Consider the following 25,826-nt stretch of genomic DNA (forward strand, 5'->3'; position numbering starts at 1 on the left):
ACCTCGATCTCATCATGCAAACCGTCACACTCAAGCCGTCCAAGGAAAAGTCGCTGCTGCGCCGCCATCCGTGGGTCTACGCCAATGCGATCGACCACGTCGACGGCAAGCCCGCGCCCGGCACGACCGTGATCGTGCGCGCGCACGACGGCCGCTTCCTCGCGCGCGGCGCGTACAGCCCGCAGTCGCAGATCCGCGTGCGCGTATGGAGCTTCGACGAGAACGAACCGATCGACCACGCGTTCTTCAAGCGCCGCGTGCAGCGTGCGGTCGCGCACCGCACGACGATGGTGTCGGGCACCGGCGCGGTGCGGCTCGTATTCGGCGAGGCCGACGGGCTGCCGGGGCTGATCGTCGACTACTACGTCGCGGACACCGCCGAAGCCGGCGCGGCGCCGCGCGGCCAGCTCGTCTGCCAGTTCATGGCCGCGGGCGTCGAAGCGTGGAAGGACGCGATCGTCGCGGCGCTTGCCGGCGCGACGGGCTGCCCGAACGTGTACGAGCGCTCGGACGTGTCGATCCGCGACAAGGAAGGGCTCGAACAGACGACCGGCGTGCTGGCGGGCGATGCGCCGCCCGCAACGCTGATCGCGAACGAAAACGGGGTGCGCTATCACGTCGACGTGCCGAACGGCCACAAGACGGGCTTCTACGTCGACCAGCGCGACAACCGCGCGCTCGTCGCGCAGTACGCGGCCGATCGCGACGTGCTGAACTGCTTCTGCTACACGGGCGGCTTCTCGCTCGCGGCGCTCAAGGGCGGCGCGAAACGCGTGGTGTCGATCGACTCGTCCGGCGATGCGCTTGCGCTCGCGCAGCAGAACGTCGTGGCCAACGGCTTCGACGCCGAACGCGCGACCTGGCTCGACGCGGACGCGTTCAAGACGCTGCGCCGCCTCGTCGACGAAGGCGAGCGTTTCGACCTGATCGTGCTCGACCCGCCGAAGTTCGCGCCGACCCGCGACAGCGTCGATCGCGCGGCGCGCGCCTACAAGGACATCAACCTGAGCGGCTTCAAGCTGCTGCGTCCGGGCGGCCTGCTGTTCACGTACTCGTGCTCGGGCGCGATCGACATGGATCTGTTCCAGAAGATCGTCGCGGGCGCGGCAGCCGACGCGAAGGTCGACGCGCGCATCCTGAAGCGGCTCGGCGCGGGCGTCGATCACCCGCTGCTCGCCGCATTCCCGGAAGGCGAATATCTGAAGGGCCTGCTGTTGCAAATCGTCTGATCGCCCCGATCTTGGCGGACACCACCGTCCGCCGGCCCTGCCTGGCGGGCCAGCGCTTTCGCCTGTCGTCCGGACGACGGGCGAGGGCTTGACAGGTATGTTTCAATGAATGGTTGTGCGCCCCGGCTCGCAGCGCGAGGGCGCGACGCACATTCTGGTTTTGACCCCGATTCACGAACCACAGGCGACCGACATGGCCACTCCCGTCACCATCCTTACCGGCTTTCTCGGCAGCGGCAAGACGACGCTGCTCAAGCGCATCCTGAACGAACAGCACGGCATGAAGATCGCCGTGATCGAGAACGAGTTCGGCGAAGAGAACATCGACAACGAAATCCTCGTGCAGGATTCGAACGAGCAGATCATCCAGATGAGCAACGGCTGCATCTGCTGCACGATCCGCGGCGACCTCGCACGCGCGCTCGGCGATCTTGCCGCGAAGAAGCGCGAAGGCAAGCTCGACTTCGACCGCATCGTGATCGAGACGACCGGCCTCGCGAACCCGGGCCCGGTCGCGCAAACCTTCTTCATCGACAGCGAAATCGCCGACGACTTCCTGCTCGACGCGGTCATCACGCTCGTCGACGCGAAGCACGCGAACGCGCAGCTCGACGAACACGAAGTCGTGCAGCGCCAGGTCGGGTTCGCCGACCGCCTGTTCGTCACGAAGTCCGACCTCGTCGACGACCAGACCGTCGCCGGCCTCAAGCACCGCCTGATGCACATGAACCCGAAGGCGGCGATCAAGGTCGTGAATTTCGGTGAGGCGGACATCAAGGAAATCTTCGACCTGCGCGGCTTCAACCTGAACGCGAAGCTCGAAATCGACCCCGACTTCCTCGCCGAAGACGATCACGCGCATGACCACCACGATCACGACCATGGCCACGATCACGCCGATTGCGACCACGATCACGGTCAATGCGCGCACGGTCACGACCACGGCCACCACCATCACCACCCGCACCACGACGACAAGATCAAGTCGTTCGTGTACCGCAACGACCGCCCGTTCGACCCGAACAAGCTGGAAGACTTCCTCGGCGGCATCCTGCAGATCTACGGCGAGCGGATGCTGCGCTACAAGGGCGTGCTGTTCATGAAGGGCGTCGACCGCAAGGTCGTGTTCCAGGGCGTGCACCAGATGATGGGCAGCGACCTCGCCGCGAAGTGGCTGCCGGCCGAGAAGAAGACCAACAAGATGGTGTTCATCGGTGTCGACCTGCCGCAGGACCTGATCACCGACGGCCTCGACGCCTGCCTCGCCTGACGCACGCGGGCGCCGCCGCGCACCCCGCCGCCCGGCCGCTTCCGCGGGCCGCCGCGGCGGTCGCGCGGCGCCCTTTCCGGGCAGGGTTTCGCCGTCATCGCTTTTTCGCGATTTGCGCGTTATATTTTCTAGATATTGGCGCAGCCGACGGGGATCGACCCGATACGGCGCCCGCTTGCGATTCAGTTACAATACGTGCCCGCTGGAGTACGGCAACAAACAGGCCCGGTTCTTGCTGAACCAATACCCGGGCATCGCAACCGCGCCGGATCGCCCATCCGCCAACCGGCCGCGGCCGATGCGATCTGCCGCGCAGCACACCGGTTCGCCGCGCGCAAATCCGCGCCAGGCCTGTCCTGGTATTTGAGAACCGGTTTTTCCAGAGGCTTTCGGCCCCGCGGCGGCAAATCGCAAATGATTGCAAGCGCGGTTGCGGGTAATCCCAAAGTGCAGGCAATATCTCTTGATTTGCCGCACATTGAAGAAGCAAGCAGATGACGAAGAAACTCTTGACCGAAGCCGAAATCCTGAAGATGAGCGACAAGGATTACATGAATGAGGATCAGCTCGCCTTCTTCAAAAATCGGCTCGAACAGTTGCAGGCGGACATCCTCAAGAATGCAGGCCAGACGACCGAGAACCTCCGCGAGACGGTGATCGTGCCCGATCCCGCCGATCGCGCGACGATCGAGGAAGAGCACGCGCTCGAGTTGCGCACGCGCGATCGCGAACGCAAGCTCCTCAAGAAGGTTCAGCAGTCGCTCGCCCGCATCGATTCCGGCGATTACGGCTGGTGCGAGGAAACCGGCGAGCCGATCGGCATCCCGCGACTGCTCGCGCGCCCGACGGCCACGCTGTCGCTCGAGGCGCAAGAGCGCCGCGAGCTGCGCCAGAAGCTGTTCGGCGACTGATCGAGCGGCGTTCCGCTCCGACACGCTGCTTCCCGAAAGCGCGCGGCCTGCCGCGCGCTTTTTGTTTTTCCGGCACCGGTTCCCGGGCCGGCTCCCGCTCGTAACGGGCTGACTCCAGCCCGCCGATTTGCCTCCCGCCTCTTGATATCCCGGCGCCCGCCCTAAAATGAAACGGACGCGCGCCGGGCCGCTCCCCGGCGCACTGCGATTCACGCGGCGGCGCCTCGCGCCGCCCGAATCTTCCCCGTTTTTCTCAAGGAACGCAGATGGAGCAATTTCACGGCACGACCATCGTTTCGGTCCGGCGCGGCGACAAGGTCGCGCTCGGCGGCGACGGCCAGGTAACCCTCGGCAACATCGTCATGAAGGGTGGCGCGCGGAAAGTGCGGCGGATCTACAACAACCAGGTACTGGTCGGATTCGCGGGCGGCACCGCCGATGCGTTCTCGCTGCTCGACCGCTTCGAGGCGAAGCTCGAGAAGCACCAGGGCAACCTGACCCGTGCGGCCGTCGAGCTCGCGAAGGACTGGCGCACCGACCGGATGCTGCGGCGCCTCGAGGCGATGCTGATCACGGCCGATGCGACCACCACGCTCGTGATCACCGGCAACGGCGACGTGCTCGACCCGGAAGGCGGCATCTGCGCGATCGGCTCGGGCGGCGCGTACGCGCAGGCCGCGGCCCGCGCGCTCGTCGAGAACACCGAGCTGTCGCCGCGCGAGATCGTCGAGAAGTCGCTCGGGATCGCGGGCGACATGTGTATCTACACGAACCACAACCGCATCATCGAAACGATCGAGTAAGGACCGCACCATGAGCACCATGACCCCTGCCGAGATCGTCTCGGAACTCGACAAGCACATCATCGGCCAGAACAAGGCGAAGAAGGCCGTCGCGGTCGCGCTGCGCAACCGCTGGCGCCGCCAGCAGGTCGCCGACCCGCTGCGCACGGAAATCACGCCGAAGAACATCCTGATGATCGGGCCGACGGGCGTCGGCAAGACCGAAATCGCGCGCCGCCTCGCGAAGCTCGCCGATGCGCCGTTCATCAAGATCGAAGCGACCAAGTTCACCGAAGTCGGCTACGTCGGCCGCGACGTCGACAGCATCGTGCGCGACCTCATGGAGACCTCGGTCAAGCAGACGCGCGAAACCGAAATGCGCAAGGTGCGCAGCAAGGCAACCGACCAGGCCGAAGACCGCATCCTCGACATCCTGCTGCCGCAACCGCGCGCGGTGGGCTTCGGCGGGAACGCCGAACATGCGAACGACGACAACAACGCGACGCGCCAGACGTTCCGCAAGCGCCTGCGCGAAGGCCAGCTCGACGACAAGGAAGTCGAGCTCGACCTCGAGCAGCCGTCGGCCGGCATGGACATCATGGCGCCGCCCGGGATGGAAGAGATGACCGAGCAGATCCGCTCGATGTTCTCGAACCTCGGCAGCGGCAAGAAACAGCGCCGCAAGGTGAAGATCAAGGAAGCGCTGAAGCTGCTGACCGACGAGGAAGCGGCGAAGATGCTGAACGAAGAGGAAGTGAAGACGAAGGCCGTGCAGAACGTCGAGCAGAACGGCATCGTGTTCCTCGACGAGATCGACAAGATCACGTCGCGCAACAACGAAGGCAGCGGCGGCGAAGTGTCGCGCCAGGGCGTGCAGCGCGACCTGCTGCCGCTCGTCGAGGGCACGACGATCAACACGAAGTACGGGATGGTGAAGACCGATCACATCCTGTTCATCGCGAGCGGCGCGTTCCACCTCGCGAAGCCGAGCGACCTGATTCCGGAACTGCAGGGCCGCTTCCCGATCCGCGTCGAGCTCGATTCGCTGTCGGTGGAAGACTTCGAGGCGATCCTCGACGCGACCGACGCGAGCCTCGTCAAGCAGTACCAGGCGCTGCTCGCGACCGAGGACGTCCAGCTCGACTTCGCCGACGACGGCATCCGCCGCCTCGCGGAGATCGCGTATGCGGTCAACGAGAAAACCGAGAACATCGGCGCGCGCCGGCTGTACACGGTGATCGAGAAACTGCTCGAGGAAGTGTCGTTCTCGGCCGGCAACCACGCCGGCGAGCGCGTGACGATCGACGCGAAGTATGTCGACCGGGCACTCGGCGAAGTGTCGCAGGACGAGGATCTGTCGCGCTACGTGCTGTAACGCACGCGGTATCCGATGAAAAACGGGCGGCCCCTTCGCGGGGTCGCCCGTTTTTCGTTGGTGCGTCGAAAGTCGTACGGAATCGGCGCGCGTCGCGCCTTTTACTGCCGCACCGGCTTCTTCGCGAGCTTGCGCTGCAGCGTGCGGCGGTGCATGTTCAGCGCGCGCGCGGTCGCCGAGATGTTGTTGTTGTTCTCGGCCAGCACGCGCTGGATGTGCTCCCATTCGAGCCGGTCGACCGACAGCACGACCGGATTCTCGAGCGCCTCGTCGGCCTGCACTTCGGTCGCGTTGGTCTGCAGCGCGGCCAGGATCGACTCGACGTTCGCGGGCTTCGCGAGGTAGTTGTCGGCACCTTCCTTCACCGCCTGCACGGCGGTCGCGATGCTCGCGTAGCCGGTCAGCACCAGAATCCGCGCATCGGGCTGCAGGTCGCACAGCGGCGCGATCAGGCTCAGGCCCGAATCCTCGCCGAGATGCAGGTCGACGGTGATGAACTGGAACTTGCCGCCCGCGGCGAGCCGGAGCGCCGCCTCCTTGTCGTGCGCCTGCTGGACCGCATAACCGCGGCGCTCGAGGCCGCGCGCGAGCGTGCCCGCGAACACCTCGTTGTCGTCGATCACCAGGAAATTGTTCTCGCTCATGTGGTTTCTCCGTCTACGTGTTGGTTGAGGCGGCCGGCGCCGCGACGCGCACGACCGGCAGGCGCAGCACGGCCCGCGTGCCGCGCCCGGCGGTTGCGCCGGCCGGGCGGCCGTCCGGCGTGCCGGCCGTTCGTTCGGCCACGCGTTCGCCCGCGCGATGACCCGATGCAGCAGCGGCGTGACCATTCGCCGCACCGCCGGCCCGCCCGTTGCCGCCCGCCGCGCGCGGCGTGACATCGGACAGTTCGATTTCGCCGCCGAGCCGCGCGGCCGCACTGAACGCGAGGTACAGGCCGACCCCGTGCCCGCCCTGCGTGCTGTCGACCGGCATCGCGCCGAGCGATTCGCGCAGCGCGGCCGGAATGCCGGGCCCGTCGTCGCATACCTCGAATTCGATCTCGTCGGCCGCGCGGTCGTGCGCAACCTTCGCGGCCAGCGTCACGCGCTGCGGGCTCGCCCGCGCGGCGTTGTCGAGCAGGATCGTCAGGATCTGGCCGGCCGCGACCGTGTCGTCGAGCGCGACGCCCGCCGGACGCGCGCCGAGCAGCTCGAACTGCACGTGCGGATGCCGCAGGCGCCAGTGCTCGACGAACGTATCGAGCCAGTCGTCCACCGGCTGGCGGCTCGCCGGCGCGCTCGCGCGGCTGCGCAGGCGCGCGAGCGCCGACGTGCAGAGCGTCATCTGTTCCTCGAGCACCTTCAGGTCGGCCTCGTAGCGGGCCAGCCCCGGATCGGCGCGCGCCGCGTCGCGCAGTTCCTCGGCCAGCATCGCGATCGTCGACAGCGGCGTGCCCATCTCGTGCGCGACGGTGGCGGCCTGCACGCCGAGCGCAACCGCCCGCTCGTCGCGCAGCAGGTGCTGCTGCGCTTCGCCGAGCGCCGAATCGCGCTGGCGCAGCGCCTTCGACATGCGCGCGACGAACCACGCGATCAACCCGACGCTGACCATGAAGTTCGCCCACATCCCGGTGCGGTAGTAGTCGAACAGGTTCGCGGGATTGTCCATGTTGAGCGGCACCGAATCGAAGCCGAGCGCCGCGTAGCACGCGACCGCGAACGCCGCGAGCCAGATCATCAGGTGCCACGGCAGCACGGCCGCCGCGATCGCGAGCGACGGCAGGTACAGCGACACGAACGGGTTGGTCGTGCCGCCCGACAGGAACAGCAGCGCGGACAGCGCACCGAGGTCGACCCACAGCTGGCCGAGCAGCTCGAAATTGGTCTCGGGCCGCGCGCGCAGCACGCGCACCCAGGTCAGCGCGTTGAAAACGATTTCGAGCGCGATGACCATCAGCATCGCCGGCAACGGCAGATGCACGCCGAAATAGGTCTGCACGACGCCGATCGTCACGAGCTGGCCGATGATCGCGAGATTGCGAAGCCAGAACAGGTGACTGAGGTTGACGCGCCCGGTGGTGGTGATTCGTTGCATCCGGGCAGTTTACCCGTTTAGCGGGCGACGCCCCTAGCGGGGCCGGATCGGATTCGGCGAACGGCGCGCACCGCATGCACGGCCCGCGCCGTCAGCCGGCCGCGCCGGTCATACGCTGCGCGATCTCGTCGGCCAGACACTCGGGGCACCGGCAGCGCGCGCCGGCCGCAGGCTGGGTGCCGCCACCGGGCAGCGCCGGCATCGACGCGCACCAGCAGTCGAACGGTTGCGTGCGCGCGCCGCAGTCGAAGCCGCGCCCGCAGCGCGGGCAGCGCGCGCGGTGCGGAGCGGAACGGGCGACGGCAGCGGAATCGGTCATGGCGGAATCGCGAAAGCGGGCGTGAAGTCGCCCCACGCCACAAGCATAACGCGGCGCACGGATCTTGCACGCCGGCCGCCTGGCCAAAGTGCGCCGCGAACGAACCCGCCGCTGCTGCCCGCGCACCGCCGCCCGCATCGCGCAGCGCCATAGCCGGCGGGCCGCCGCACAAGGTGTCAGACCCGCGCAGACCGCCTTCCGGCCAGCCCAAAAACCCGATGCTGCGCTGCGCCACTCCTGTACAATTCGCCCTGTTTCAACCGTTCCCAGCCAGAGCTGCCGCCATGTCCGAGCCCATCGACCTCTCGCAGATCGCCCCTACTCTGAAAGCAGAAATCCTCGCCGAAGCGCTGCCGTACATCCGCCGCTACCACGGCAAGACCGTGGTCATCAAATACGGCGGCAATGCGATGACGGAAGAACGGCTCAAGCAGGGCTTCGCGCGCGACGTGATCCTGCTGAAACTGGTCGGCATCAATCCGGTGATCGTCCACGGCGGCGGCCCGCAGATCGACCAGGCGCTGAAGAAGATCGGCAAGGCCGGCACCTTCATCCAGGGCATGCGCGTCACCGACGAAGAGACGATGGAAGTCGTCGAATGGGTGCTGGGCGGCGAAGTGCAGCAGGACATCGTGACGCTGATCAACCACTTCGGCGGCCATGCGGTGGGCCTGACGGGCAAGGACGGCGGCCTGATCCACGCGCGCAAGCTGCTGATGCCGGACCGCGACAACCCGGGTCAGTACATCGACATCGGCCAGGTCGGCGAAGTCGAGGCGATCAACCCGGCGGTCGTGAAGGCGCTGCAGGACGACGCGTTCATCCCGGTGATCTCGCCGATCGGCTTCGGCGAAGACGGCCTGTCGTACAACATCAACGCCGACCTCGTCGCGGGCAAGCTCGCCACCGTGCTGAACGCCGAGAAGCTGCTGATGATGACCAACATCCCGGGCGTGATGGACAAGGACGGCAACCTGCTGACCGATCTGTCCGCGCGCGAGATCGACGCGCTGTTCGAGGACGGCACGATCTCGGGCGGCATGCTGCCGAAGATCTCGTCGGCGCTCGACGCCGCGAAGAGCGGCGTGAAGTCGGTGCACATCGTCGACGGCCGGATCGAGCACTCGGTGCTGCTGGAAATCCTGACCGAGCAGCCGTTCGGCACGATGATCCGCTCGCATTGAGCGCGCGCCGCAAGATCGTCAGTCCCGACCTGCCGGCCCCGCTGCGGCGCCGGCGCATCTCGCGCAGCCGGCCGCGCGCCGGCGCGCCGGTCTGGCTGTTCGATCTCGACAACACGCTTCATCACGCGTCGCACGCGATCTTTCCCGAGATCAACCGTGCGATGACGCAATACATCATCGACGCGCTCAAGGTCGAGCGCGTCGAAGCCGACCGGCTGCGCACCGGCTACACGCAGCGCTACGGCGCGGCGCTCCTCGGCCTCACGCGCCATCATCCGATCGATCCGCACGACTTCCTGCGCGCGGTCCACACGTTTTCCGACCTGCCCGGGATGCTGCGCGCCGAGCGCGGCCTCGCGCGCATCCTCGCCGCGCTGCCGGGCCGCAAGCTGGTGCTGACCAACGCGCCGGAGAACTACGCGCGCGCGGTGCTGCGCGAGCTGCGCATTGAACGGCTGTTCGAGCGCGTGATCGCGATCGAGCACATGCGCGACCGCCGCACGTGGCGCGCGAAGCCCGACCACACGATGCTGCGCCGGACGCTGCGTGCCGCGCATGTGCGGATGGCCGACGCGATCCTTGTCGAGGACACGCGCGGCCACCTGAAGCGCTACAAGCGCCTCGGCATCGGCACGGTCTGGATTACCGGCCATCTTCCCGGCGACCTGCCGGGTACCGGCCGCCCGCTTTATGTCGACCAGCGGATTCGTTCGTTAAAATCGCTGCGACTGGGCACTCGATCGGGGCGACAGAAATGCAGCCGACTCACCCGCAGGACCAAGCCGTAACGGACGATCAGGCATCACCCACCCGCACCCGTACGCGTCCGAAACCGGGCGAGCGTCGCGTGCACATCCTGCAGACGCTTGCGACGATGCTCGAGGCGCCGAAGCGCGAGAAGATCACGACGGCCTCGCTGGCGGCCCGGCTCGACGTGTCGGAAGCCGCGCTGTACCGCCATTTCCCCAGCAAGGCGAAGATGTACGAAGGGCTGATCGAGTTCATCGAGCAGTCGCTGTTCGGCCTCGTCAACCAGATCGTCGAGAAGGAGCCGAACGGCGTGCTGCAGGCCCGCACGATCGCGCTGACGATGCTCAGTTTCGCCGCGAAGAACCCCGGCATGACGCGCGTGCTGACAGGCGAGGCGCTGGTCGGCGAGGACGAGCGGCTCACCGAACGCGTGAACCAGTTGCTCGACCGCATCGAAGCAACCGTCAAGCAGTGCCTGCGGGTCGCGCGCACGGAGGCGAATGCGCCCGACGGCGCGGCGCCGTTCGCGCTGCCGGCCGACTACGACCCGGCCGCGCGGGCGAGCCTGCTCGTCAGCTACGTGATCGGCCGGTGGCACCGCTTCGCGAAAGGCGGGTTCCAGAAGCCGCCCGGCGAGCAAGCCGACGCGCATCTGCGGTTGATCCTGCAGTGACCGGCGCCTGACGCGCGCGTCAGGCGCGCTCGCGATGCGGCCGACGCTGCGTCGCAATTCGAACTCGTCCAATATCGCATTCCCTCTGATCGGGTTAATTTTCACCCGTTTGCAATACAACGGGAGTGATCCGGTGAATCGCGAGTTTCCGCATTGTCAGACGTCCTCCGGGCGACAGCGCGCCGTGGCCGCGCCGCGCCGTTCGCAGCCGTCCGCGCCGCGCGCACCGCTGCTCGCGCGGGCCGCGCTGCTTGCCGGCGCGATCATCCCGTGGCCATCATCGGCCCAGATCACCGACGGCGGCGCACAACGCGCGGACGGCGTCACGCTGGAAACCGCTCCCGGCGACTATTCGACGAGCAACTTCGCCAGCCCGGTGTTTTCCGCAGTCAACGGCGGCGTGCTGACCACCACCGGCAAGACGCGGCTGTTCGCGACCGGCACCTATTCGTCGGGGGCTTCCGCTTTCGGCGACGGGTCGCGCATCGTGCTGCGGGACACCGAAATCCGCACCCGCGGGTTCATCGGGACGGGCATCGACGTTCGCGCCGGCAGCAGCGCGACAGCCGAAAACATCTCGATCGACACCGACGGAAGAAGTGCACACGGCGTCTATGTCGACGTCAGCGGCAGCCGCGTCGACGTCACCGGCAGCGCGATCGTCACGCGCGGCCGCGAAGCGCACGGCATCGCGGTGAACAACGCACCCGGTGCGATCGTGAACGCCACCGATACGATCGTCCGCACCAGCGGCGACTTCGCATACGGCACGTTCGTCAGCTACGACGACATCCATGCAACGCTTGCTCGCACCGACATCCGGACGAGCGGGGACTACGCGTCCGGGCTGTTCATGCCCGGCGCGTCCTCGGTCACGTTCAGCGACGCGCGCGTGGCCACCGACGGCGACCAGGCGCTCGGCATCGACACGCGCAGCGGCCGTGTCGAACTCGCGCGCACGCACGTGCACACGCAAGGCATCAACGCGCACGGGCTGTATGCATCGCAGGAAGGTAGCGAGACGCCGGTCGTGCTTGCAACGGACACCGACGTGACGACAGCCGGCGACCGTTCGGTCGGTGCCGTCGCGCGGCTCGGCGGCACGGTCGCCATGACGCGCGGCGGGATCGCGACGGGCGGCGAACGCGCGTATGGCGTGCTCGCCAGCGGCGCCGGCTCCGTCGCGTCGCTCACGGACGCCACGGTGACGACGAGCGGCGTGGACGGCACCGCGCTGCGGGCGAGCGCCGGCGGCACGATCGGCCTGTCACGCACCGACGTGCGCACGACTGGCGACGGCGCGTGGGCCGCCGGCATTCACGGCGGCACGCTGACCGTCGATGGCGGCTCGCTCGTCAGCGAGCGGCACGGCGCGATCGACGTTTCGGACGCACACGTCTCGCTGCAAAACGGCGCGCGCGTCGCCGGCGGCAACGGCACGCTGTTGTTCGTCGACGCACGCTCGGGTGCGCCGGTGCGGCTGACGCTCGATACGGACGCGCAAGCCGCCGGCGACATCGTGAACCGGCCGGCGGACGGCGGCGCGCCGCCGTCGCCCGCCGTGACCGATGTCGTGCTGTCCCATGGCGCCGCGTGGACGGGCGCGACCGATGCGGTACGCGCGCTGTCGCTCGACACGAACAGCCGGTGGACCGTCACCGCGGATTCGTCGGTCGGCTCCGTCGCACTGAACGGCTCGACCATCGCATTCGCGCCTTCCGATGCGGGCGCGCCGCGCACGCTCGTCGTCTCGGGCGACTATGCGGCGCGCGGCGGCAGGCTCGTCGTCAACACGACGCTGAACGACGACGCATCGCCGTCCGACCGGATCGTGATCGACGGCGGGCACGCGTCCGGCCATACCGGCATCGTCGTCCGGCGTGCCGGCGGCAACGGCGCGCAGACCACCGTCGGCATCCCGATCGTCGAGACCCGCAACGGCGGCACGACGGACACCACCGCATTCACGCTCGACACCGGATCGGACGGTTATCGCCGCAGCTTCGGCACGGTGTCCGCCGGCGGCTACGACTACATGCTCGCGCGCAGCGGGAACGGCGGAAAGGAACACGACTGGTATCTCGTTTCCGCCGCACAGCCCGAGCCGCCGGTGCCGCCTGGCCCGGTTGATCCCGAGCCGCCTGTCCAACCCGAAATCCAGCCACCGCCGCCTCCGCGCGCCGTCGCACCCGAGCCCGACGCGTATCTGGCCAATGCCAACGCCGCCGCGACGATGGCGATCCACACGCTGCATCAACGGGAAGATCGCACGCTGCGCACCGGCGATACCGCATCACGCCCGCTCGACGGCGCTGTCTGGCTGCGCGCAGAGGGCCAGATCACATCGATATCGAGCGGCAACCGCAGCGTGTCCGGAAACGGCCGCCTGATTCACGCGGGCGCCGACCTGTTCCGTTTCGACGACGGTCGCGGCGGCCACTTCCGGGTCGGCGCGATGGGCATGTACGGCAGCCAGACGAGCTGGTCGACTCGCCCACTGTGGAATGCCATCGAGCAGCGCGTCGCCGATGCCACCGCGCGCGGCAGCGTGTCCGGTTACAACATCGGCCTGTACGGCACCTGGTACGGCAACCGCGACATCCTGACCGGCCCGTACGTCGATGCATGGGCGCTGGTCGGCGCCTATGCGAACAGCGTCGGCGGCAGTCTCGCGGCCGACTCGTACCGATCACGCACCGTGACGGGTTCGCTGGAAGGCGGTTATTCGTTCCGTTTCTACGAGCGCGGCGACACGCGTTTTCATGTCGAGCCTGAAGCGCAGCTCGTCGTGTCGGACTATCGCGCGGACGCCCATCGCGTTGCGGGCGGCCGTCTCGACGGGCAGGGCTCGACCGACGTGCTGACCCGCGTCGGCGTACGCGTGCATGGCGTGACGATCACGCCGTCCGGACGTGAACTTCGGCCGTTCATCGACGCGAACTGGTGGCATGGCCCCGGGTCGCGGACGCTCACGCTCGACGGCAATGCGTTCTCGTTCGACGTGCCGCGCGATCGCGCGGCATTCCGGATCGGTGCGACCGGGCAGTGGTCGAAACGCTTCGCGGTATCGGCCGGCCTCGGGCTGGAGTCGAACCTGTCCGACTATGCGGTCGTCAAGGGCGAGCTGGCGGCGAAGTACCGGTGGTGACACCATGCGCCGGCGCCGCGCCGCGGCCGCCCCGAAATCCGCTTGCCGCAAATTCCGCTATACTTTGCCGACATGCCACCCCTTGGCGGCATGTCGGAAGCGCGCCGATTTGCTGACTCGATTGCGGGCGCGCGAACCGGCCGGGGCCTCGTCCCGGCGGGTTCACTACAAATGCGGCTAAAGAGGTCGTCAGCCGCGCACCTCCGACTCCGCGCATCGCCGACACCATTTAGCTGCCCAGTCATAAGGCGGAACGAATGGAATCGATCGGCATCGTCGCTCCACAGACCATGCACTTCGCCGAACCGCTACGCTTGCAAAGCGGCAGCGTGATCGGCAACTATCAGCTCGTCGTTGAGACGTACGGCGAGCTCAACGCCGCGCGCTCGAACGCGGTGCTCGTCTGCCACGCGCTCAACGCGTCGCACCACGTCGCCGGCGTCTACGCGGACGATCCGCGCAGCACCGGCTGGTGGGACAACATGGTCGGCCCCGGCAAGCCGCTCGACACCAACCGCTTCTTCGTGATCGGCGTGAACAACCTCGGTTCGTGTTTCGGCTCGACCGGCCCGATGAGCATCGATCCGTCGACCGGCAAGCCGTACGGCGCGCGCTACCCGGTCGTCACCGTCGAGGACTGGGTGCACGCGCAGGCGCGCGTCGCCGACGCGTTCGGCATCGAGCGTTTCGCCGCGGTGATGGGCGGCAGCCTCGGCGGGATGCAGGCGCTCGCGTGGAGCCTGATGTATCCGGAGCGCGTCGCGCACTGCATCGACATCGCGTCGACGCCGAAACTGTCCGCGCAGAACATCGCGTTCAACGAGGTCGCGCGCTCGGCGATCCTGTCCGATCCCGACTTCCACGGCGGCGACTACTACGCGCACGACGTGAAACCGAAGCGCGGCCTGCGCGTCGCGCGGATGATCGGCCACATCACGTACCTGTCCGACGACGACATGGCCGAGAAATTCGGCCGTGCGCTGCGCCGCGCGGACGGCGCGCTCGACGCGTACAACTTCAGCTTCGACGTCGAATTCGAGGTCGAGTCGTACCTGCGCTACCAGGGCGACAAGTTCGCCGACTACTTCGACGCGAACACGTACCTGCTGATCACGCGCGCGCTCGACTACTTCGACCCGGCGAAGGCGTTCGACGGCAACCTGACGGCCGCGCTCGCGCAGACGCAGGCGAAGTACCTGATCGCGAGCTTCTCGACCGACTGGCGCTTCGCGCCGGCGCGTTCGCGCGAGATCGTGAAGGCGCTGCTCGACAACAAGCGCACGGTCAGCTACGCGGAAATCGACGCGCCGCACGGCCACGACGCGTTCCTGCTCGACGACGCGCGTTATCACAACCTGATCCGCGCGTATTACGAACGAATCGCCAACGAGGTGGGTGCATGAACCAGCAAGCGCTGAATTCCCTGTCCGCGCGCGCGGACTTCCGCACGATCGCGCGCTGGGTCGAGCCGCGCTCGACCGTGCTCGACCTCGGCTGCGGCGACGGCTCGCTGCTCGCGCTGCTGATGGAGGAGCTGGACGTGACCGGCTACGGCATCGAGCTGAACGACGCGGGCGTGCTCGCGAGCGCGAAGAACGGCATCAACGTGATCCAGCAGAATCTCGAGGACGGCCTGCGCCTGTTCGAGGACCACAGCTTCGACATCGCGATCCTGTCGCAAACGCTGCAGACGATCCACCAGACGGCCGCGATCCTGCGCGAAACGGCGCGCGTCGGCCGCGAGTGCATCGTGTCGTTCCCGAACTTCGGCTACTGGTCGCACCGGCTGTCGGTGCTGCACGGCCGCATGCCCGTGTCGAAATCGCTGCCGTACCAGTGGCACAACACGCCGAACGTCCGGGTGCTGACGATCAAGGATTTCGAGGCGCTCGCGCCCGAAGTCGGCGTCACGATCCTCGATCGCGTCGTGCTGCACGAAGGCCAGCCGATTCGATGGGGAGCGAACTGGCGTGGTAGTCTTGCTGTCTACCGCGTCAAGCGCAGCTGAGCCGGGGGGCCGTTGACGGACGCCGGGCCCGGCCCGCGCCGCTCCCCCCGCCGCGCGCTGCCGCCGCAATCAGTCAACGCTACCCAGTTCCAGTCCATGTCGAAAACGCCACACGAGGCGCCCGCACTCACCGCTCACGAGGATCACCCCGGCTGGCGAGCCTATCTGAACACGCACATGCTGATCTGCGTGTTCCTCGGCTTCACGTCGGGGCTGCCGCTCTTCACGCTCGTCTACCTCGTGCAGGCATGGCTGCGCTCCGAGGGCGTGAACCTGAAGGAAATCGGCCTGTTCGCGCTGATCCAGTTCCCGTATACGTGGAAGTTCCTGTGGGCGCCGCTGATGGACCGCTACCTCCCGCGCCTGCCCGGCTGGCGGCCGGGCCGCCGGCGCGGCTGGATGCTGCTCACGCAGGTGCTGGTCGCGGGCGCGATCGCCGCGCTCGGCTTCGTGTCGCCGCGCGACTCGATCTGGACCGTGGCCGCGCTCACGACGCTCGTCGCGTTCTTCGGCGCGAGTTCCGACATCGTGATCGACGCGTACCGCCGCGAGCTGCTGCGCGACACCGAGCAGGGCCTCGGCAATGCGGTGCACGTGAACGCGTACAAGCTCGCCGCGCTGATCCCCGGCTCGCTGGCGCTGATCCTGTCCGATCACATGCCGTGGGACGTCGTGTTCGCAATCACCGGCGCGTTCATGCTGCCGGGCATCCTGATGACGCTCGTCGTGCGCGAGCCCGAAGTGGTCGGCACGCCGCCGCGCAACCTGCGTGACGCGATCGTGCTGCCGTTCCGCGAATTCATCCAGCGCGACGGCTGGGCCGGCGCGCTGCTCGTCATCGCGTTCATCTTCCTGTTCAAGATCGGCGACACGATGGCCACCACGCTGTCGACGTCGTTCTTTCTCGACATCGGCTTCTCGCGCACCGAGATCGGCATCGTCGCGAAAACCACCGCGCTCGTCGCGAGCGTCGCCGGCGGCATCATCGGCGGCGTCTGGCTCGTGAAGATCGGCATCGGCCGCGGGCTGTGGATCTTCGGCGCGCTGCAGATGGTGTCGACGCTCGGCTTCGCGTGGCTCGCACAGCTCGGCCCCGGTTCGCCCGTGCTCGCGATGCTCTACGACTTCACCGTGTCGACGAGCCACGCGATCGCGTCGGCGCTGTCGATCTTCGGCATGACCGTCGCGCCGCAATTCAGCCCGATGACGGTCGCGCTCGCGCTCGTCTATGGCGTCGAAACCTTCACCACCGGCCTGACGATGGCCGCGTTCGTCGCGTATATCGCGAGCACGACCGATCCGCGCTATACGGCCACGCAGTTCGCGCTGTTCACGAGCCTCGCGTCGGTGCCGCGCACGCTGGCATCGGCCGCGAGCGGCTTCGTCGTCGCGAAGATCGGCTGGTTCGACTACTTCATCGTGTGCACCGCGCTCGCAATTCCCGGCATGCTGCTGCTGTTCAAGATCGCGCCGTGGAACGGTACCGCACGCAACGGCGAGGCCAGCCGTGCGCAGTAACCGCCTGCACCGCCTCGCGCGCGTTGCGGCTGCATGGAGCGTCGGTGCCGCGGCATTGGCCGCGGGGTTCGCACACGCGGCCGACACCGGCGCGAGCGCGGCGGGCTCCGCACCGGCCGCTTCGCCGCCCACGGCCACGCCTTCGCCTGCCGCCGCGCCCGTCGCGCCATCCGCCGCCGAAGCCGCGCAGCCGACCGGCGGCGCCGTACAGGCGAAGGCTTACACGCAGACGCCGCAGCAGATCCGCTACGGCAACGCGATCGCCTTCCGCACGCTGATCCCGTCGCCGCTGCTCGAGCAGCTCACCGCGAACGAATACGCGCAGATCGTGCAAGCGGCCGCCGACAGCGACCGGCTGCTGCCCGCGAACCAGCCGCGCGTGAAGCGCCTGCACGCGATCGTCGCGAAGCTCGCGCCGTATTCGGTGAAATGGAACGACCGCGTGAAGAGCTGGACGTGGGACGTCAACGTGATCCGCTCGCGCGACATCCGCCTGACCTGCCTGCCGGGCGGCAAGGTGCTCGTGTACGGCGGCATGCTCGACCGCGTCCGCCTGAACGACGACGAGCTCGGCGTGCTGCTCGCGCACGGCATCGCGCACGCGCTGCGCGAACACGCGCGCAGCAACTTCAGCGCGACCTCGCAGACATCGCTGCGCGCGGCCGCGCTGCCGCCGCTGTTCGGCGTCGGCGATCCGCTGCCGCAGGCACTGAACCTCGGCGAGCGCCTGCAGGCGCTCCATTACGACCCGACCGACGAGACCGAAGCCGACGTGATCGGCGGCGACATCGCCGCACGCGCGGGCTTCGATCCGCGCGCGGCGATCACGCTGTGGGACAAGCTCGCGGTCGCGACGCGCGCGAACAAGGCGACGGGCTTCATCTACACGCACCCGTACAGCACCGCCCGCCGTCAGGATCTGCTGAACCGCCTGCCCGACCTGATGCCGCTGTACGCGAAGGCTACGGCCAAACGCGTCGACACGCTGCCCGACTACGCGGGCATCAGCGCGCAGCGGCGCAAGGTCGTGCGGCGCTGAGCGCTAGGCGTCCACGTCCGCCGCGGCCGGCCGGACGCCGATTTCACGCATCCAGCGCACCTCGTCACCCGGGCTGCGGCCGAACAGCCGCTTGAACTCGCGGCTGAACTGCGACGCGCTCGCATAACCGACGCGTGCGGCCGCCGTGCCGGCGCCGACTCCGTCCTGCACCATCATCAACCGCGCCTGGTGCAGCCGCGCGGCCTTCACGTACTGCATCGGCGACGTCGCCGTCACGTGCTTGAACTGCGCGTGGAACACCGCGAGGCTCATCCCGGCCTCGCGCGCGAGCGTCTCGACGTCGAGATCGGCCGTCAGCTCCGCATGGATGCGCCGCAGCGCCTTCGCGATGCGGCCGAAATGATGCTGCTGGACGAGCGCCGCGCGGATTGCGTCGCCTTGCTCTCCCGTCAGCACGCGATACGCGATCTCACGCATGATCGCGGGCCCCAGCACGCGCGTGTCGTGCGGCGACGCGAGCGCTTCGAGCAGCCGCACCACCGCGTCGGCCAGCGGCGCGTCGAGCGGCGTCGAATAGACGCCGAGCGGTTCGCTGACCGCCGCGCCGAGCGTCTCGTCGAGCAGGATCGCGAGCTCGGCGATCACCGCGAGATCGACGCGGATCGAGATCGCGAGAAACGGCTCGTCCATGCTCGCGAAGGTCTCGCATTCGAACGGCAGCGGCACCGACAGCACGAGATACTGCTGCGCGTCGTAGACGAACGAGCGGTCGCCGAGATAACCGAGCTTGCGCCCCTGGCACACGACGATGATGCTCGGTTCGTACAGCACGGGCATGCGCGGCGCGGGACGGCTCACGCGGATGAAACGCACGCCGTCGAGCGCCGCGAGCGTATCGCCCTCGTTCGGCGCGAGGCGCGTGTGCAGCTCGACCATGCGGCGCTGCACGCGGTCGCCCGCGTCGGCAAAAAGGGGCTGGAAGCTCATCTGCGTGGTCCTGTCCGGCAAGAGAATCTGGCTCGCAATGTAGCACCATGATGGTGTTTTGACGGCTGTTCGCGTGCAATTCGAGAGGAATAGGCAAATCTTCGAGACCTTCGTGTATTTCGCCGCGGCGCCGCGCTCCTTACGATGACGTCCTGCCTCGCCGCATCGCCACATGATGCGACGGCAGTCTGTTTCGCCGGATGTCTTTCCCGGACAAGGAGCCCCCTGCATGAGCACCACCTACGCTTACGCGGCAACCGATTCGCAGTCGCCGCTCGCCCCGTTCGAATTCCAGCGTCGCGCGCTGCGCGATCTCGACGTCCAGATCGACGTCCTCTATTGCGGCGTCTGCCACTCGGACCTGCACCAGGCCCGCAACGAATGGCGCAACACGATCTATCCGGTCGTGCCGGGCCATGAAATCGTCGGCCGCGTGACCGCGACCGGCCCGCAGGTATCGCGCTTCAAGGTCGGCGAGCTGGTCGGCGTCGGCTGCCTCGTCGATTCGTGCCGCACCTGCCCGAGCTGCGCCGACGGCCTCGAGCAGTATTGCGAGAACGGCTTCGTCGGCACCTACAACGGCCAGGATCGCGTGACGGGTGACGTCACGTTCGGCGGCTACTCGACGCAGCTGGTCGTCGACGAGGCGTTCGTGCTGCGCGTGCCCGAGACGCTCGACCCGGCCGGCGCCGCGCCGCTGCTGTGCGCGGGGATCACGACCTACTCGCCGCTGCGGCAGTGGAACGTCGGCCCCGGCAAGAAGGTCGGCATCGTCGGTCTCGGCGGCCTCGGTCACATGGGCGTGAAGCTGGCGCGCGCGATGGGCGCGCACGTCGTGCTGTTCACGACGTCGCCGTCGAAGATCGAGGACGGCAAGCGCGTCGGCGCGCACGAGGTCGTGATCTCGAAGGACGAAGCGCAGATGAACGCGCACCTGAACAGCTTCGATTTCATCCTGAACACGGTCGCCGCGCAGCACGACCTGAATCCGTTCCTGAACCTGCTGAAGCGCGATGGCACGATGACGCTCGTCGGCGCGCCGGAGCACGACCATCCGTCGCCGCAGGTGTTCAACCTGATCTTCAAGCGCCGCCGCCTCGCGGGCTCGCTGATCGGCGGCATCGCGGAGACGCAGGAAATGCTCGATTTCTGCGCGGAGCACGGGATCACGTCGGACATCGAAACGATTCCGATGCAGCAGATCAACGTGGCCTACGAGCGGATGCTGAAGAGCGACGTGAAGTACCGGTTCGTGGTGGACATGGCGTCGCTCAAGCAGTAAGCGTCGCGCCTCAAACGAAACGGGCCGCATGTCTGACATGCGGCCCGTTTTGCATCCCGCAACCGGACGGTTCGACCACTACGCGCACCGCGTAGCGTCGGCGGTCACTTCTTGTAGTCGTAGTCGATCGTCAGCGGCGCATGATCGCTGAACTTGATGTCCTTGAAGATCGACGTGCTTTTCGCGGTGCCGGCCACGCCCGGCGTCGCGATCTGGTAGTCGATCCGCCACCCGACGTTCTTCGCGTACGCCTGGCCGCGGTTGCTCCACCACGTGTACTGCTCGGCGCGCGGGTCGAGCGTGCGGAACACGTCGACATAACCGACGTCGTCGAACAGCTTCGTGAGCCACTCGCGTTCTTCCGGCAGGCAACCCGAGTTCTTCTGGTTGCTCTTCCAGTTCTTGATGTCGATTTCCTTGTGGACGATGTTCACGTCGCCGCACAGGATCACTTCGCGCTTCTTCTTGAGCTGCGCGAGGTGCGGCATGAATTCGTCCATGAAGCGGTACTTCGCCTGCTGGCGCTCTTCGCCGCTCGAGCCGGACGGCACGTACACCGACACGACCGACAGCTTGCCGTAGCGCGCCTCGACGTAGCGCCCCTCGGAATCGAATTCGCTGCTGCCGAAGCCGATGATCACGTCATCGGGCTCGTGGCGGCTGTACACGCCCGCGCCGCTGTAGCCCTTCTTCTCGGCGTGGTGGAAATAGCTCCTGAAGCCGTGCGGCTCGACGAATTCGGCCGGCAGGTCGTCGGCCGATACCTTGATTTCCTGCACGCACACGCAATCGGCGTTCTGCTCGCCGAGCCAGTCGAAGAAGCCCTTCTTCGCGGCGGAGCGGATGCCGTTCAGGTTGGCGGTAATCACTCGCATCATGTCGGGTTCCGTTCAGTTCGATGTTTTACAGGGTGGCAGCTTAACGGATCTTCACGCCTTCGAGCTCGGGCTTCGGCGGCGGGAATTCCAGCTTCATGTCGGTCAGCGTGCGCAGCAGCAGCTCGGCGATCATCACGTTGCGGTGCGTCTTCGAATCCGCCGGGATCACGTACCACGGCGCGTGCTCGGCCGACGTCGCGGCGAGCGCGTCGCGGTACGCGGACTGGTACGCGTCCCAGTGCTTGCGCGCGTCGAGATCGGAGATGTCGAACTTCCAGTGCTTGGCCGGATCGTCGATGCGTGCCTGCAGCCGCGCGCGCTGCTCGTCCTTCGAGATGTGCAGGAAACACTTGATGATCGTCGTGCCGTTCTCGACCAGCATCGTCTCGAAATCGCGGATCTGCCGGTAGCGGCGCTCGCATTCCTTGGCGTCGATCGTATCGAGCACGCGCGGCACGAGCACGTCCTCATAGTGGCTGCGGTTGAAGATCGCGAGCTCGCCCGCGGCCGGCACCTGCGCATGCACGCGCCACAGGAAGTCGTGCGCGGCCTCGATCGGCGTCGGCGCCTTGAACGACACGACGCGCAGGCCGAGCGGATCGACCTCGCGAAACACCGCGCGCACGGTGCCGTCCTTGCCGCTGGTATCCATCCCCTGCAGCACGAGCAGCACGCGCTTCTTCTGCTGCGTGTGCAGGCGCTCCTGCTGCACGTCGAGTTCGGTCGACACGACCGACAGCCGTTCGCGGTCGGCGTCCTTCGAACCGGTCGAAAACGGCTTCGCGGCCGGGTCGAACGCATCGAGCTTGAATGCGGCGGTTTCCTTCTCGCGCGTGCTGTACGGCACGCGGAAATCGTCGAGCGACGGTTGTTTCGCCATTCGTTCCTCCGTTGGACGGTGTGGTGCATACGATAACGCATCCACCAAACGCAACGGGCCGCCCCGAACTGGTTCGGGGCGGCCCGTCGTCAAGCGCGGTTCAGGCGCGCGGTCATGCTCAGCCGAGCTTCTTCTTCAGCAGTTCGTTGACCTGCTGCGGATTGGCCTTGCCCTTCGTCGCCTTCATCGCCTGGCCGATCAGCGCGTTGAACGCCTTTTCCTTGCCCGCGCGGAATTCCTCGACCGACTTCGCGTTCGCCGCGAGCACTTCGTCGATGATCGCTTCGAGCGCGCCGGTGTCGGAGATCTGCTTGAGCCCCTTCGCGTCGATGATGCGGTCGGCCGCGCCTTCGTCGTCGGCCTTCTCGTCCCAGATCGTCGAGAAGATTTCCTTCGCGATCTTGTTCGAGATCGTGCCGTCGGCGATGCGCTGCAGCACCAGCGCGAGCTGGGCGGCCGACACGGGGATCGCGTCGATCTCGATGCCGTCGCGGTTCAGCTGCGACGACACGTCGCCCATCAGCCAGTTCGCGGCGATCTTCGCGTTCGCAGCACCAACCTTCGCGACCACGGACTCGAAGTACGCGGCCATCGCCTTGCTCGACGTCAGCACGCCCGCGTCGTACGCAGACACGCCGTACTGCTCGACGAAGCGCTGCTGCATCGCGGCCGGCAGTTCGGGCATCCCGGACTGCACGCGCTCGATCCAGTCCTGGCCGATCACGAGCGGCATCAGGTCGGGGTCGGGGAAGTAGCGGTAATCGTGCGCGTCTTCCTTGCTGCGCATCGAACGCGTCTCGCGCTTGTCCGGATCGTAGAGGCGCGTTTCCTGCACGACTTCGCCGCCGTCCTCGATCAGCTCGATCTGGCGACGCACTTCGTAGTTGATCGCTTCCTCGAGGAACCGGAACGAGTTCAGGTTCTTGATTTCCGCGCGCGTGCCGAACTTCTCCTGGCCGACCGGGCGCACCGACACGTTGGCGTCGCAGCGGAACGAGCCTTCCTGCATGTTGCCGTCGCAGATGCCGAGCCACACGACCAGCGCGTGCAACGACTTCGCATAGGCCACGGCCTCGGCCGCGCTGCGCATTTCCGGCTCGGTGACGATCTCGAGCAGCGGCGTGCCCGCGCGGTTAAGGTCGATCCCCGTCATCCCGGCGAAGTCTTCATGCAGCGACTTGCCCGCATCTTCCTCGAGGTGCGCACGGGTCAGGTTGACCGTCTTCTCGTACGCTTCCTTGCCGGCCTTTTCGTTGGCGGGTACCTGGATCGTGATCTGGCCGCCCTGCACGACCGGAATCTCGTACTGGCTGATCTGATAGCCCTTCGGCAGATCGGGGTAGAAATAATTCTTGCGCGCGAAGATGCTGCGCGGCGCGATGGTCGAGCCGATCGCGAGGCCGAAGCGGATCGCGCGCTCGACCGCGCCGCGGTTCAGCACCGGCAGCACGCCCGGCAGCGCCAGGTCGACCGGGCAGGACTGCGTGTTCGGCTCGGCGCCGAACTGCGTCGACGCGCCCGAGAAAATCTTCGAGACGGTCGACAGTTGCGCGTGCGTCTCGAGACCGATAACGACTTCCCATTGAGTAGCCATGCTTACACCCCTGCCGGAACTTGCTTGTGCCAGTCGGTCGCGCGCTGGAACGCGTCGGCGACCTGCAGCATCCGGGCTTCGTTGAAATAGTTGCCGATGATCTGCAGACCGACCGGGCGCTTCGCGTTCGCGCCCGCGCCGAAGCCGCACGGCACGCTCATGCCGGGCAGGCCGGCGAGGCTCACCGACAGCGTGTAGATATCCGCGAGATACATCTGCACCGGATCGTCGCCCTTCGCGCCGAGATCCCATGCGACCGTCGGCGATGCCGGGCCCATGATCACGTCGCAGGACTTGAACGCTTCCTGGAAATCCTGCGCGATGATGCGGCGGATCTTCTGCGCCTGCAGGTAATACGCGTCGTAGTAGCCGTGCGACAGCACGTACGCGCCGACGAGAATCCGGCGCTTCACTTCAGGGCCGAAGCCCTCGGCGCGCGACTTCTTGTACATGTCGAGCAGGTCGCCGTACTGCGCGGCGCGATGGCCGAAGCGCACGCCGTCGAAACGCGACAGGTTCGACGACGCCTCGGCCGGCGCGATCACGTAGTACACGGGGATCGACAGTTCCGTCTTCGGCAGCGACACGGGCACGAGCGTCGCGCCGAGCGCTTCATACTGCTTCAATGCCGCGTCGATCGTCGCGCGCACGTCGTCGGCGAGGCCGTCGCCGAAATACTCGTTCGGCAAGCCGATGCGCAGGCCGGCGAGCGGCTTGCCCGCATCGTTGCCGGCCGCCCACGGCTGGCCGAGATGGCGCGTGAAATCCTCGTCGTCGCGCTCGAGGCTCGTCGAGTCGCGCTCGTCGAAGCCGGCCATCGCGTTCAGCAGCAGCGCGCAGTCGGACGCGCTCTGCGCCATCGGGCCGCCCTGGTCGAGCGACGACGCGAACGCGATCATCCCGTAGCGCGACACACGGCCGTAGGTCGGCTTGATGCCCGTCACGCCCGCGAACGACGCGGGCTGGCGGATCGAGCCGCCGGTGTCGGTGCCGGTCGCGGCCGGCGCGAGGCGCGCGGCGACGGCGGCCGAACTGCCGCCCGAGCTGCCGCCCGGCACCGCGTTCGTGTCCCACGGGTTCTTCACCGCGCCGAATGCCGAATTCTCGTTCGACGAGCCCATCGCGAACTCGTCCATGTTGGTCTTGCCGAGCGTGACCATGCCGGCCGCCTGCAGGCGGGCGACGACGGTCGCGTCGAACGGGCTCTCGTAGTTCGCGAGCATCTTCGAGCCGGCGGTCGAGCGCCAGCCGCGCGTGACGAATACATCCTTGTGCGCGATCGGCAGGCCGGTGAGCGCGCCGCCCGCGCCGCGCGCGAGCTCCGCGTCGGCGGCTTTCGCCTGCGCGAGGGTCAGATCGGTATCGACGTGAACAAACGCGTTCAGGTCGCGCGCGGCGTCGATCCGTTTCAGGTAGTGCTGCGCGAGCTCGACGGCCGAGCATTCCTTGGCAGCGAGCGCGGCGCGCAGTTCGGTCAGGCTTTTTGCGTGCATTGAGTGGTTTTCCTGGGAATTCTGGGTGGCGCGCGGCGCAAGCCGGCCGGCGCGCTTGTCATCGAACGCTTACTCGATCACCTTCGGCACGAGATAGAGGCCGTCCTGGACGGCCGGCGCCGGACGCTGGTTGTCGTCGCGATTGACAACTTCCGTCACGGCGTCGTCGCGCAGGCGCTGCGCGACTTCCTGGATCTGTTCGATCGGGTGGGCGAGCGGCGCGATGCCGGCGGTGTCGACCGCCTGCATCTGCTCGACGAGGCCGAAGAATTCATTGAGCTGGCCGAGCATGTGCTCGGCGTCGGCGTCGGCCATTTCGAGTCGCGCCAGGTGCGCGATGCGTTTCACATCGGTCAGGGTCAGGGCCATGCGATCACCGGAAAAACAAGGCTGCGCGGCGCATCAAAAGCAGCGCCGCAGCGGGGGGTTGGAGGGTGCGATCCCACCCTCAAAAATCGGGACCGAAGCG

23 protein-coding genes are annotated in these 25,826 nt (G+C 67.3%); 14 read left to right on the plus strand and 9 right to left on the minus strand.

From position 1 onward, the window contains the following. The first annotated feature begins 14 nt into the window (after positions 1-14). The 5 genes from ACTRWB_RS24915 to hslU all read left to right on the plus strand — a co-directional run bounded on the left by ACTRWB_RS24915 (position 15) and on the right by hslU (position 5,567). Positions 15-1,229, plus strand: coding sequence for a class I SAM-dependent rRNA methyltransferase (locus ACTRWB_RS24915; RefSeq protein ID WP_129513228.1), 1,215 nt, complete (start codon positions 15-17; stop codon positions 1,227-1,229). Between the two features lie 193 nt (positions 1,230-1,422). Beyond that, complete coding sequence (locus ACTRWB_RS24920) at positions 1,423-2,499, plus strand: CobW family GTP-binding protein (protein ID WP_446903446.1); 1,077 nt, start codon at positions 1,423-1,425, stop codon at positions 2,497-2,499. Positions 2,500-2,993: 494 nt separating this feature from the next. Further along, a complete protein-coding gene (gene dksA / locus ACTRWB_RS24925) occupies positions 2,994-3,410 on the plus strand; it encodes an RNA polymerase-binding protein DksA (protein ID WP_006477498.1) in 417 nt (138 codons plus the stop codon). Between the two features lie 266 nt (positions 3,411-3,676). Continuing rightward, a complete protein-coding gene (gene hslV / locus ACTRWB_RS24930) occupies positions 3,677-4,213 on the plus strand; it encodes an ATP-dependent protease subunit HslV (protein ID WP_006477497.1) in 537 nt (178 codons plus the stop codon). Between the two features lie 10 nt (positions 4,214-4,223). Then, the gene (gene hslU, locus ACTRWB_RS24935; RefSeq protein WP_048244649.1) at positions 4,224-5,567 is read left to right on the plus strand and encodes an ATP-dependent protease ATPase subunit HslU; all 1,344 of its coding nucleotides are present in this window, start codon (positions 4,224-4,226) and stop codon (positions 5,565-5,567) included. Positions 5,568-5,668: 101 nt separating this feature from the next. Here the strand turns inward: hslU and ACTRWB_RS24940 are convergent, their stop codons facing one another. The 3 genes from ACTRWB_RS24940 to ACTRWB_RS24950 form a co-directional block, all read right to left on the minus strand. Further along, positions 5,669-6,211, minus strand: coding sequence for a response regulator transcription factor (locus ACTRWB_RS24940; RefSeq protein ID WP_021156278.1), 543 nt, complete (start codon positions 6,209-6,211; stop codon positions 5,669-5,671). Between the two features lie 13 nt (positions 6,212-6,224). Continuing rightward, positions 6,225-7,643 carry an ATP-binding protein gene (locus ACTRWB_RS24945; protein ID WP_129513231.1) on the minus strand — a complete coding sequence of 473 codons (1,419 nt, stop codon included), beginning with the start codon at positions 7,641-7,643 and terminating at the stop codon, positions 6,225-6,227. Positions 7,644-7,734: 91 nt separating this feature from the next. After that, the gene (locus ACTRWB_RS24950; RefSeq protein ID WP_446903447.1) at positions 7,735-7,962 is read right to left on the minus strand and encodes a cysteine-rich CWC family protein; all 228 of its coding nucleotides are present in this window, start codon (positions 7,960-7,962) and stop codon (positions 7,735-7,737) included. 284 nt (positions 7,963-8,246) lie between these two features. On the opposite strand from ACTRWB_RS24950, the gene argB reads away from it, so the two are divergent. The 8 genes from argB to ACTRWB_RS24990 all read left to right on the plus strand — a co-directional run bounded on the left by argB (position 8,247) and on the right by ACTRWB_RS24990 (position 18,282). Next, positions 8,247-9,146 carry an acetylglutamate kinase gene (gene argB, locus ACTRWB_RS24955; protein WP_006754950.1) on the plus strand — a complete coding sequence of 300 codons (900 nt, stop codon included), beginning with the start codon at positions 8,247-8,249 and terminating at the stop codon, positions 9,144-9,146. Beyond that, positions 9,143-9,934 carry a pyrimidine 5'-nucleotidase gene (locus ACTRWB_RS24960; RefSeq protein WP_129513233.1) on the plus strand — a complete coding sequence of 264 codons (792 nt, stop codon included), beginning with the start codon at positions 9,143-9,145 and terminating at the stop codon, positions 9,932-9,934. Before argB ends, ACTRWB_RS24960 begins: the two co-directional genes overlap by 4 nt. Beyond that, positions 9,901-10,569: a nucleoid occlusion factor SlmA gene (slmA, locus tag ACTRWB_RS24965; RefSeq protein WP_048244654.1), complete on the plus strand. Its 669-nt coding sequence runs from the start codon at positions 9,901-9,903 to the stop codon at positions 10,567-10,569. Before ACTRWB_RS24960 ends, slmA begins: the two co-directional genes overlap by 34 nt. 184 nt (positions 10,570-10,753) lie before the next feature. After that, entirely contained in the window at positions 10,754-13,717 is a 2,964-nt protein-coding gene (locus tag ACTRWB_RS24970; protein ID WP_446903448.1) for an autotransporter family protein, read from the plus strand. A 257-nt stretch (positions 13,718-13,974) separates the two neighbouring features. Beyond that, positions 13,975-15,120 carry a homoserine O-succinyltransferase MetX gene (gene metX / locus ACTRWB_RS24975; RefSeq protein ID WP_423371793.1) on the plus strand — a complete coding sequence of 382 codons (1,146 nt, stop codon included), beginning with the start codon at positions 13,975-13,977 and terminating at the stop codon, positions 15,118-15,120. Continuing rightward, on the plus strand, positions 15,117-15,725 hold the full coding sequence (gene metW / locus ACTRWB_RS24980; RefSeq protein WP_021156285.1) for a methionine biosynthesis protein MetW: 609 nt from the start codon (positions 15,117-15,119) through the stop codon (positions 15,723-15,725). Before metX ends, metW begins: the two co-directional genes overlap by 4 nt. Before the next feature lie 96 nt (positions 15,726-15,821). After that, complete coding sequence (locus ACTRWB_RS24985; RefSeq protein ID WP_419685485.1) at positions 15,822-17,243, plus strand: AmpG family muropeptide MFS transporter; 1,422 nt, start codon at positions 15,822-15,824, stop codon at positions 17,241-17,243. Next, positions 17,233-18,282 carry a M48 family metallopeptidase gene (locus tag ACTRWB_RS24990; RefSeq protein WP_446903449.1) on the plus strand — a complete coding sequence of 350 codons (1,050 nt, stop codon included), beginning with the start codon at positions 17,233-17,235 and terminating at the stop codon, positions 18,280-18,282. The genes ACTRWB_RS24985 and ACTRWB_RS24990 overlap by 11 nt, the downstream gene beginning before the upstream one ends. 3 nt (positions 18,283-18,285) lie before the next feature. Here the strand turns inward: ACTRWB_RS24990 and ACTRWB_RS24995 are convergent, their stop codons facing one another. Further along, positions 18,286-19,230, minus strand: a complete 945-nt coding sequence (locus ACTRWB_RS24995) for an AraC family transcriptional regulator (RefSeq protein ID WP_446903450.1) — start codon at positions 19,228-19,230, stop codon at positions 18,286-18,288. A gap of 229 nt (positions 19,231-19,459) precedes the next feature. Between ACTRWB_RS24995 and ACTRWB_RS25000 the strand changes: the two genes are divergently transcribed. Beyond that, positions 19,460-20,512: an NAD(P)-dependent alcohol dehydrogenase gene (locus tag ACTRWB_RS25000; protein WP_446903451.1), complete on the plus strand. Its 1,053-nt coding sequence runs from the start codon at positions 19,460-19,462 to the stop codon at positions 20,510-20,512. 104 nt (positions 20,513-20,616) lie between these two features. Here ACTRWB_RS25000 and ACTRWB_RS25005 read toward each other — a convergent pair whose 3' ends face one another. From ACTRWB_RS25005 to gatC, 5 genes are all read right to left on the minus strand, one after another. Further along, positions 20,617-21,390 (minus strand): exodeoxyribonuclease III, encoded by a 774-nt coding sequence (locus ACTRWB_RS25005; protein WP_213263959.1) that lies wholly within the window; start codon positions 21,388-21,390, stop codon positions 20,617-20,619. Positions 21,391-21,430: 40 nt separating this feature from the next. After that, complete coding sequence (locus tag ACTRWB_RS25010; RefSeq protein ID WP_412022827.1) at positions 21,431-22,270, minus strand: polyphosphate kinase 2 family protein; 840 nt, start codon at positions 22,268-22,270, stop codon at positions 21,431-21,433. Positions 22,271-22,388: 118 nt separating this feature from the next. After that, complete coding sequence (gatB, locus tag ACTRWB_RS25015; protein WP_343495042.1) at positions 22,389-23,864, minus strand: Asp-tRNA(Asn)/Glu-tRNA(Gln) amidotransferase subunit GatB; 1,476 nt, start codon at positions 23,862-23,864, stop codon at positions 22,389-22,391. Between the two features lie 2 nt (positions 23,865-23,866). Then, positions 23,867-25,357 (minus strand): Asp-tRNA(Asn)/Glu-tRNA(Gln) amidotransferase subunit GatA, encoded by a 1,491-nt coding sequence (gene gatA, locus ACTRWB_RS25020; RefSeq protein ID WP_129513249.1) that lies wholly within the window; start codon positions 25,355-25,357, stop codon positions 23,867-23,869. Between the two features lie 69 nt (positions 25,358-25,426). Then, on the minus strand, positions 25,427-25,726 hold the full coding sequence (gene gatC, locus ACTRWB_RS25025) for an Asp-tRNA(Asn)/Glu-tRNA(Gln) amidotransferase subunit GatC (protein WP_006477478.1): 300 nt from the start codon (positions 25,724-25,726) through the stop codon (positions 25,427-25,429). Positions 25,727-25,826: the final 100 nt, after the last annotated feature.

The sequence above is a fragment of the Burkholderia sp. YIM B11467 genome (assembly GCF_052952715.1).

Bases quoted from the DNA above. Each gene is read 5' to 3' on its own strand.
- ACTRWB_RS24915 (WP_129513228.1), top strand. From the start codon at position 15: ATGCAAACCGTCACACTCAAGCCGTCCAAGGAAAAGTCGCTGCTGCGC.
- ACTRWB_RS24920 (WP_446903446.1), top strand. From the start codon at position 1,423: ATGGCCACTCCCGTCACCATCCTTACCGGCTTTCTCGGCAGCGGCAAG.
- dksA (WP_006477498.1), top strand. From the start codon at position 2,994: ATGACGAAGAAACTCTTGACCGAAGCCGAAATCCTGAAGATGAGCGAC.
- hslV (WP_006477497.1), top strand. From the start codon at position 3,677: ATGGAGCAATTTCACGGCACGACCATCGTTTCGGTCCGGCGCGGCGAC.
- hslU (WP_048244649.1), top strand. From the start codon at position 4,224: ATGAGCACCATGACCCCTGCCGAGATCGTCTCGGAACTCGACAAGCAC.
- ACTRWB_RS24940 (WP_021156278.1), bottom strand. From the start codon at position 6,211: ATGAGCGAGAACAATTTCCTGGTGATCGACGACAACGAGGTGTTCGCG.
- ACTRWB_RS24945 (WP_129513231.1), bottom strand. From the start codon at position 7,643: ATGCAACGAATCACCACCACCGGGCGCGTCAACCTCAGTCACCTGTTC.
- ACTRWB_RS24950 (WP_446903447.1), bottom strand. From the start codon at position 7,962: ATGACCGATTCCGCTGCCGTCGCCCGTTCCGCTCCGCACCGCGCGCGC.
- argB (WP_006754950.1), top strand. From the start codon at position 8,247: ATGTCCGAGCCCATCGACCTCTCGCAGATCGCCCCTACTCTGAAAGCA.
- slmA (WP_048244654.1), top strand. From the start codon at position 9,901: ATGCAGCCGACTCACCCGCAGGACCAAGCCGTAACGGACGATCAGGCA.
- metX (WP_423371793.1), top strand. From the start codon at position 13,975: ATGGAATCGATCGGCATCGTCGCTCCACAGACCATGCACTTCGCCGAA.
- metW (WP_021156285.1), top strand. From the start codon at position 15,117: ATGAACCAGCAAGCGCTGAATTCCCTGTCCGCGCGCGCGGACTTCCGC.
- ACTRWB_RS24985 (WP_419685485.1), top strand. From the start codon at position 15,822: ATGTCGAAAACGCCACACGAGGCGCCCGCACTCACCGCTCACGAGGAT.
- ACTRWB_RS24995 (WP_446903450.1), bottom strand. From the start codon at position 19,230: ATGAGCTTCCAGCCCCTTTTTGCCGACGCGGGCGACCGCGTGCAGCGC.
- ACTRWB_RS25000 (WP_446903451.1), top strand. From the start codon at position 19,460: ATGAGCACCACCTACGCTTACGCGGCAACCGATTCGCAGTCGCCGCTC.
- ACTRWB_RS25005 (WP_213263959.1), bottom strand. From the start codon at position 21,390: ATGATGCGAGTGATTACCGCCAACCTGAACGGCATCCGCTCCGCCGCG.
- ACTRWB_RS25010 (WP_412022827.1), bottom strand. From the start codon at position 22,270: ATGGCGAAACAACCGTCGCTCGACGATTTCCGCGTGCCGTACAGCACG.
- gatB (WP_343495042.1), bottom strand. From the start codon at position 23,864: ATGGCTACTCAATGGGAAGTCGTTATCGGTCTCGAGACGCACGCGCAA.
- gatA (WP_129513249.1), bottom strand. From the start codon at position 25,357: ATGCACGCAAAAAGCCTGACCGAACTGCGCGCCGCGCTCGCTGCCAAG.
- gatC (WP_006477478.1), bottom strand. From the start codon at position 25,726: ATGGCCCTGACCCTGACCGATGTGAAACGCATCGCGCACCTGGCGCGA.